This window comes from Oliverpabstia sp. (assembly GCF_022785585.1).
GTDB lineage: Bacteria > Bacillota > Clostridia > Lachnospirales > Lachnospiraceae > Oliverpabstia > Oliverpabstia intestinalis.
The window spans coordinates 1-7,913 of record NZ_JALFPR010000062.1 but is presented as its reverse complement, the minus strand read 5'-3'; the positions used below and the strand labels follow the sequence as shown (position 1 = coordinate 7,913).

The 7,913-nt window shown below is 45.0% G+C and carries 8 protein-coding genes; 3 read left to right on the top strand and 5 right to left on the bottom strand.

What is annotated here, in order from left to right; genetic code table 11:
• Both MSA64_RS03880 and feoB read right to left on the bottom strand, forming a co-directional pair.
• A partial coding sequence (locus tag MSA64_RS03880; protein WP_287890635.1) for a beta-galactosidase occupies positions 1-204 on the bottom strand: 204 nt, incomplete at its 3' end.
• Between the two features lie 180 nt (positions 205-384).
• Positions 385-2,727, bottom strand: a complete 2,343-nt coding sequence (gene feoB, locus MSA64_RS03875; RefSeq protein WP_287890633.1) for a ferrous iron transport protein B — start codon at positions 2,725-2,727, stop codon at positions 385-387.
• Between the two features lie 277 nt (positions 2,728-3,004).
• On the opposite strand from feoB, the gene MSA64_RS03870 reads away from it, so the two are divergent.
• Both MSA64_RS03870 and MSA64_RS03865 read left to right on the top strand, forming a co-directional pair.
• Entirely contained in the window at positions 3,005-3,916 is a 912-nt protein-coding gene (locus MSA64_RS03870; protein ID WP_287890631.1) for a DMT family transporter, read from the top strand.
• A gap of 352 nt (positions 3,917-4,268) precedes the next feature.
• Positions 4,269-5,321, top strand: a complete 1,053-nt coding sequence (locus tag MSA64_RS03865; RefSeq protein ID WP_022171812.1) for a 3-deoxy-7-phosphoheptulonate synthase — start codon at positions 4,269-4,271, stop codon at positions 5,319-5,321.
• Between the two features lie 232 nt (positions 5,322-5,553).
• Here MSA64_RS03865 and MSA64_RS03860 read toward each other — a convergent pair whose 3' ends face one another.
• The 3 genes from MSA64_RS03860 to MSA64_RS11940 all read right to left on the bottom strand — a co-directional run bounded on the left by MSA64_RS03860 (position 5,554) and on the right by MSA64_RS11940 (position 7,645).
• Positions 5,554-5,700, bottom strand: a complete 147-nt coding sequence (locus MSA64_RS03860) for a hypothetical protein (RefSeq protein ID WP_173885957.1) — start codon at positions 5,698-5,700, stop codon at positions 5,554-5,556.
• Positions 5,701-5,854: 154 nt separating this feature from the next.
• The gene (locus tag MSA64_RS03855; RefSeq protein WP_154431110.1) at positions 5,855-7,300 is read right to left on the bottom strand and encodes a sensor domain-containing diguanylate cyclase; all 1,446 of its coding nucleotides are present in this window, start codon (positions 7,298-7,300) and stop codon (positions 5,855-5,857) included.
• Between the two features lie 192 nt (positions 7,301-7,492).
• The gene (locus MSA64_RS11940; protein ID WP_321069585.1) at positions 7,493-7,645 is read right to left on the bottom strand and encodes a DUF6783 domain-containing protein; all 153 of its coding nucleotides are present in this window, start codon (positions 7,643-7,645) and stop codon (positions 7,493-7,495) included.
• 62 nt (positions 7,646-7,707) lie between these two features.
• Here MSA64_RS11940 and MSA64_RS03850 point away from each other — a divergent pair.
• On the top strand, positions 7,708-7,913 hold a 206-nt coding region (locus MSA64_RS03850; RefSeq protein ID WP_287890627.1), incomplete at its 3' end, for a DUF1292 domain-containing protein.

Here is a 7,913-nt window from a genome sequence, read left to right as displayed (position 1 = left end):
GCCCGCTTCTTCCATCGCATCCAGTACCCGTATCACATGGCTGAAATCAAACACGCCCTCCTGCGGTTCACAGGTACTCCAGGTGGACTCTGCGATACGCACCAGATTGATCCCTGCTGCCTTCATCATCTCCACATCTTTGGCCAGTCGGTCACACGGCATATACTCATCATAATATGCCACCCCATACAGTAATTTGTTCATTCGATTACCCTCTCTTTTTTGTTTATTTTCCACACCCACATAGAATCTTACGGTAATTTTACCCTGTCCGTGCCTCCCCGGTCAACCGCGACCACATATATTGAGCAAAAAAATATAAAAGTCTGCGAAGGTAACTTTTCGTTACTTCCGCAGACCAATTTTTGCAATTTCTGTTTTCTTTTATAAAATACTTCCCACTAGATACACTACAAACGCAGCCACCCAGGCGATCACGCACTGTCCGATCACCACACCGACCGCCCATTTGCTTCCAAGCTCCCTCTTAATGGATGCAATTGCCGCCACACATGGTGTATACAGAAGACAGAACACCAGCAGGCTGGCTGCCGATACCGGTGTGATACAGCCAAGCAGCACCGAAGTCTGTCCGAAAAGAACGGATAACGTAGATACCACACTCTCTTTTGCCATGAATCCGGTGATCAGTGCTGTGGATATCCTCCAGTCGCCAAATCCCATCGGTGCAAAAACCGGTGCGATCACACTGGCCACCGTCGCCAGGATACTCTCCTGCGAATCACTGACGATATTCAGATGACCATCAAAGGTCTGTAAGAACCAGATCACCAGTGTTGCCATAAAGATCACAGTAAACGCACGCTGCAAAAAGTCTTTTGCCTTATCCCACAGAAGGTGTCCCACATTCTTGGCTCCCGGCATCCGGTAATTGGGCAGTTCCATCACGAACGGTACAGCATTGCCTTTAAAAAGAGTCCCACGGAGTACCAGTGCCATCAGGATACCCATCAGAATACCGCCAAAATACAAAGCGATCATCACCAGTGTGCCATGCTTCGGGAAAAATGCCGCCGCAAAAAACGCATAGATGGGAAGCTTCGCCGAACAACTCATAAACGGTGTCAGAAGAATCGTCATCTTACGGTCACGTTCCGAAGGCAACGTTCTGCTCGCCATAACTCCCGGTACTGTACATCCAAAGCCTACCAGCATCGGTACGATACTTCTTCCGGAAAGTCCGATCTTTCTGAGCAGCTTGTCCATCACAAAAGCCACCCTTGCCATATATCCGCTGTCTTCCAGCATGGATAAAAAGAAAAACAGTGTAACGATGATCGGCAGGAAACTCAGGACACTTCCCACGCCGGTAAAGATTCCATCCATTACCAGAGACCGAAGGACACTGTTGACATTCGCTGCCCCCATCCACTGATCCACCAGACCTCCCAGCGCATCGATACTTACTTCCAGGATATTCTGTAAAAAAGCACCGATTACTCCAAAAGTCAGGAAAAATACCAGCCCCATGATCCCGATAAAACACGGAATCGCCGTGTATTTTCCGGTGAGTATCTTATCGATCTTCACACTTCGCAGATGCTCTTTACTCTCCCGTGGTTTGACCACTGTCTCATCGCAGACATTTTCAATGAAATCAAATCGCATGTGCGCAATTGCCGCCGCCCGGTCAAGACCACGCTCTGTTTCCATCTGTTTCACGATATGCTCCAGCATCTCTTTTTCATTCTGATCCAGTTTCAATGCCTCGAGAATCAGCGTATCCCCTTCTGCCAGCTTCGCCGCCGCAAAACGGACAGGTATCTGTGTTGCCTTTGCATGATCTTCGATCAGATGCATGATCGCATGCAGACATCTATGTACCGCACCACCATCTTCATTGGCATCACAGTAATCTGTCTCCTTTGGCCGTTCCTGATATTTTGCCACATGCAGAGCATGGGCTACCAGTTCATCAATACCTTCATTCTTCGCCGCCGAAATAGGAACCACAGGTATCCCCAGCATCTCTTCCATCTGGTTGACCAGAATCGATCCGCCGTTTTCCCGTACCTCATCCATCATATTCAGGGCAAGCACCATCGGAATATCCAGCTCCATCAGCTGCATGGTCAGATACAGATTCCGCTCAATATTGGTAGCATCCACAATGTTGATGATTCCTTTCGGATGTTCATTCAGCACAAAATTTCTTGTAACGATCTCCTCACTGGAATATGGGGACATGGAATAGATTCCCGGAAGATCGGTCACCAGTGTGTTTTCTTTTCCCCTGATAGTTCCATCTTTTCGGTCCACCGTTACTCCCGGAAAGTTACCCACATGCTGACTGGATCCAGTCAGCTGATTAAACAGTGTGGTTTTTCCACAGTTCTGATTCCCTGCAAGTGCAAATGTCAGCACCTCTGTATCCGGCAAAGGATGTTCCGTTTCCTTCTCATGATATTTACCACCCTCTCCAAGTCCCGGATGGGGGATTACTGTTCGTTCTTTTTTTTCCGGTTTTACCTGTCCGGCATCCCGTATATTTTCAATCTCGATTTTCTCCGCATCTGCAAGACGCAGTGTCAGTTCATAACTGTGAATCCGCAGTTCCATCGGATCTCCCATGGGAGCGTACTTTACTACTGTTACCTCTCCCTGTGGAATCAGTCCCATATCCAGAAAATGCTGACGCAGCGCCCCTTCTCCGCCTACCGAGCGAATCGTTGCTGTCTTTCCTACCGGTAAATCTCTTAATGTCATGACTGCATTCCTCTTTTCTTTATTTTCTTGCTGTCATCCGTCCGAAGGTTTCCAGAATCTCAAAATCCTCCCGACAACTATGTAGATTTTATCCTTAATGATAATATTTATCAATAGAAAACCCCCAAAAATCTCCAAAAAGTATCTGAACCCTCCTTATTCTTGCTTCCTTTTTTTCTTTTCTCATGATATGATTGCATATGTTACGCTGTTTGGTATCTGTGTGTCTGTTGAACAGTTGTCTTTTACCGATATTACTATGAAGGGAAGGGATTTTATGAAAAAGACACAGCTTAAAAATTCTCTGCTTCTGCTGCTGACAGCCACCATCTGGGGTGTGGCTTTCGTAGCCCAGAGCGTTGGTATGGATCACGTGGGTCCGTTTACTTTCAACGCTGTTCGAAGCATCATCGGAGGAATCGTCCTGATTCCATGCATTTTCTTTCTGGATCACAGAAAATCTGCCCAAAAAGAGGAACTGCCATCGCCTCAACAACAGGCAGAACAGACCGGTACACTGATTCTCGGCGGTGTCTGCTGCGGTATTCTTCTGGCACTTGCCAGCAGTTTTCAGCAGATGGGCATCCAGTATACAACGGTCGGACGTGCAGGATTTATCACTGCCTGCTATATTGTTATCGTTCCGATTCTTGGCCATTTCTTTCTGAGGAAAAAATGCGGCGCCACCATCTGGATCGCTGTTGCACTTGCACTGGCAGGACTGTATCTGCTTTGCATCACAGACGGTTTTTCCGTTGGAAAAGGGGATCTGCTGGTCATGGTATGTTCCCTGCTGTTTTCCTTACATATTCTGGTAATCGACTATTTTTCGCCCAAAGTTGACGGTGTGAAAATGTCCTGTATCCAGTTTTTTGTCTGCGGATTCTTATGTGCGATCCCGGCTGTCTTTACGGAACATATCGTATTGGCAGATATCTTTGCCGCCTGGGTACCGATTCTTTATGCCGGTGTGATGTCCTGCGGTGTTGCGTACACCCTGCAGATCATCGGACAGAAAGATATGAACCCGACTGTGGCTTCTCTGATCTTAAGTCTGGAATCCTGCATCTCGGTACTGGCAGGCTGGATCCTTCTGAATCAGAAGCTTTCCGCACGAGAGTTATCAGGATGTGTGCTGATGTTTGCAGCGATCATTCTGGCACAGCTTCCCTCCGGGAAAAAAGCATAATATGTTTGTCCCACCGGATGCTTTTCTCTGTAAAATCTGAAAAGCTCCCGGTATTTTTTATGAACATGATTTTGAAGAAAACAGGTAACAATTCAGTCGGTGGCCATGTTTTTTGCCAAAATTCCGAGACATACAAGTCAAAATGCCATCACCGAAGGTGATTAGAAATGCATTTTGGCTCGTAACTGTGAGGGTACTGAAGAGTTACGAAATTTGTAAATGGCAGATTGAGTAATTAAATTTCAAAAAAGGGTTGACGAATCATCTGTAACCAAGTATGATTATAAACAGATTCGCACTGCAACGCGTTGAAGTGCAAAATTCTTTATTTTTTATGGAGGCTTTTGAAATTATGGAAATGGATATGGAATTCTTACGGAAACTACCAACCCCGAAGGAGTTAAAAGAACAGTTTCCGGTAAGTGAAAAAATAGCAGCAATCAAAGCGGACCGTGACAGACAGATCCGCGAAATCTTCGAGGGGAAAGATGGCCGTCTTCTGCTGATCATCGGACCATGTTCTGCGGATAATGAAGATGCGGTGATCGATTACATCAGTCGTCTCCGCACCGTACAGGATAAGGTCGCAGATAAGATTTTTATGATTCCCCGTATCTACACAAACAAACCGAGAACCATCGGTATGGGCTACAAGGGTATGTTGCATCAGCCGGATCCGGAAAAAAAAGAAGACATGTTAAAGGGTATCATCGCGATCCGTGACCTGCATACCAGAGCAGTCAATGAGACGGGATTTACCTGTGCCGATGAGATGCTGTACCCGGAAAATCACAGATATCTATCGGATCTGTTGTCTTACGTTGCCATCGGTGCCCGTTCTGTCGAAGACCAGCAGCACCGTCTGACCGCCAGCGGCGTTGGCATCCCGGCAGGCATGAAGAACCCGACCGGCGGAGATATTTCTGTCATGATGAATTCTATCATCGCCGCACAGCATGGTCATATGTTCCTGTACCGCGGCTGGGAAGTAAAAACTCCCGGTAATCCTTACGCACATGCGATTCTGCGTGGTTATGTGGACAAATTCGGAAGAAATATGCCGAACTATCATTACGAAGATCTGCAGAATCTCCTGGAACACTATCAGGAAGTCAACGAATCCGCTCAGACAAAGCTGGTAAATCCTGCTGTTATCATAGACACCAATCATTCCAACTCCGGAAAACGGTTTGCGGAACAGATCCGTATCAGTAAGGATGTTATGCACAGCTGTAAGGTTTCAGAAGATGTTCATAAACTGGTGAAGGGACTGATGATCGAGAGTTATATCGAGGACGGTGCTCAGAAAGTGAGCGAACACTGTTATGGAAAATCGATTACGGATCCTTGTCTGGGTTGGGAGAAAACCGAGAAATTGATTTATGAACTGGCGGAGCTTTGGTAAGAGAGACGTTATTTTTGCTAAAGCGGACGCGGAAAGGCTCCCGGGAACCGGGAGCCTTTCCGCTGGTTTTTCACGTAATTATATTTATTAAAATCAGATGTTTCTTGCGCATTTTTCTATCTGTCTCGTTTCTGAATAATAATCATTGCATTTGCTCAACCATTATTTATACAGAATTAATTTTCAGGTGATTCAAAAATAATGCCTTGCCTCCTGGCATTCCTTTACGAGACTACTTTACAAGCGGAATCGGGCTATAATAATACCCAATCATCCCCGCACCGGAATGATAAGGAAGAATAAATCCTCCCTGCGCATATGATAACAGCTCCTCATATTTTCTTACAGCCTCTATGAATCTTTCCATGAATTTTTTCATACTAATCCTCTCCTCTCATTTCAGACTGACTATGAGTCTCCTATGCAAAAAAAGCAGAACAAGGATACTATTCGAACCCCCTTGTCCTGCTTTTCTATATCATATCACTTCTTTTTTCTCTGTGCAATCCCTTTTTTACGTTACTTCGATAAATTTATCTGTTTTCCGTGATATCTCGGTTTTCTCCATAAATTGTAAATCCATTTCGCCCGTTCCGTTTCGTCTCATATAATGCCTGGTCTGCGCTTCGGTACAGATTCATATAGGTTTTTCCATGCTCCGGAGCCAGTGCGATTCCCACACTGATCGTGATACCCTTTCCATCCATCTCGTCAAACACCAGCTTTTTCGTCTCTGCCATCAACTGATCCGCCTTTGTTCTGACGGCCTCTTTTGTAGTTACATTTCGCATCAGGATAATAAACTCATCGCCACCGATTCGTCCCACAATATCATCCCCACGAAACCGTCTTCCCAGCAACACACCGAAAGTACGAAGTACCACATCTCCCACCGCATGTCCGTAGACATCATTGACTTCTTTAAACTTGTCTATATCCATGATGAAAAACGCATGGATACTTCCGTCTTTCGCCTCTTCCAGTGCATTTTCGGCAAACTGTTCCGCATATTTACGGCTGTACACCTGTGTCAGTTCGTCCGTCTGTGCAGAATGGAGAATCGCTTCCGTCTTCTGACGATTCTTTCGGATAATATATAAGATCAGAAGACAGACCAGAATTCCAAAGCATCCAAGAAATACCATCTCGTACTTTTCCACGAATGCGTAAGACTGCTGCGCAACCGTTACCGATGCAACATAGCAGATCATCCAGTCATTGATTCCAAGTGGGGCATATGCCAGATATCGATCAGAACCATCGGCATAACCAGACAGCCGAACCAGCCCGTCCTCTCCCATAGCAAAGTTCTGTTTTACCTCACTGATGCTATGCCCTTCCCGTGTCGTCTTTGAATTATAAAAAGTAAATATATCTTCTCCGTAAGAAAACTTATGATCCACCGGCTCTCCGGTATGAGCAACTATTTTTCCTTCTTTGGTAACGATCAGACTATATCCATTGCCGGAAAACAAATCATCAAACAACATCTGGCTCAGTTCACCGACATTACAGGAACCACACAGAATACCAATCACTTCATCCTCATGAAATACAGGAACACCCAGTACCACTCTCGTCTCCTGGTCCACACTACTCTCCAGTGGATCGCTTAAAGTCCGGTTCCCACTGATTCCCTCTTTAAAATACCGCCGGTGTGAAACATTTTTCTCTACTCCATTATCGTAATATGCATTTCCCTCCGGATCGATCAATGCCAGCCGGTCCAGTGATGTATTTTTTTGAAAAACAGTAAGTACTTCCTTATTTTCTTCATTCATAAGTTCATTGCTTTCCGCTATCTTCTCAGCAATCCCTTCCAGATATAAATAATGAATATTTAAAATTGTACGGAGATGTTCGCTCTGTCTGGCTACATTTGTTTTCATTCTCTCCTGTGAACTACTGTCAATCGTTTTCTGTGCAGCTACATAAAAGAATATCAGTCCGATTCCTACCGCCAGAATAAACACTGACATCGCCCCTACATAATTTCTGGCCAGATCCTGTCTTTTTTTCTTATTAATAAGCCCTCAACCCCTCCCTGTTCTTTTTTCTTTTTTAATATAACAGAAATATGCCTTAAATACTACTTGTTTCTCGATGTTCTTCTATCTTTTCCTCGACATTTTATAACCTGTATTTTCCCCGGTACAGCGTTTCATAAATAACTATACCATACACGCAGGATACAGATTCGAGTGTGCAGCTTTAAAAACGTAGGCGTAGCGGGCTACGGCAACCGAATGAGGGTAAAATATACCGCTAAGTGGGGCTTGCAGATTGCGGAAATGATTTTTCAGACACGCTCTAGTACTTTTCAAAATATTAAATCTGTATTATAATCAATAAAACAAACTGTATATTGTATATAAAGGAGGCTCTTATGGAACCAAATATTATTACTCTGACTGACCAGTACGGCGAATCTGTCCGCTTTGAACTTCTGGATATTGTAGAATACGAAGACCAGGAATTTGCTGTTCTTTATCCTGCGGACGGCGGAGACGATGAACCTGTTCATATCCTGCGAATCACTTCTGAAAATCTGGATCTGGATGAAATGGAATTCGAAGGTCTGGACGACGAGGA

What these genes read in the sequence shown, in the direction of transcription:
- MSA64_RS03870 (WP_287890631.1), top strand. Translation starts at nt 3,005, where the DNA reads ATGAAAAAGACACAGCTTAAAAATTCTCTGCTTCTGCTGCTGACAGCC.
- feoB (WP_287890633.1), bottom strand. Translation starts at nt 2,727, where the DNA reads ATGACATTAAGAGATTTACCGGTAGGAAAGACAGCAACGATTCGCTCG.
- MSA64_RS03860 (WP_173885957.1), bottom strand. Translation starts at nt 5,700, where the DNA reads ATGAAAAAATTCATGGAAAGATTCATAGAGGCTGTAAGAAAATATGAG.
- MSA64_RS03865 (WP_022171812.1), top strand. Translation starts at nt 4,269, where the DNA reads ATGGAAATGGATATGGAATTCTTACGGAAACTACCAACCCCGAAGGAG.
- MSA64_RS03855 (WP_154431110.1), bottom strand. Translation starts at nt 7,300, where the DNA reads ATGTCAGTGTTTATTCTGGCGGTAGGAATCGGACTGATATTCTTTTAT.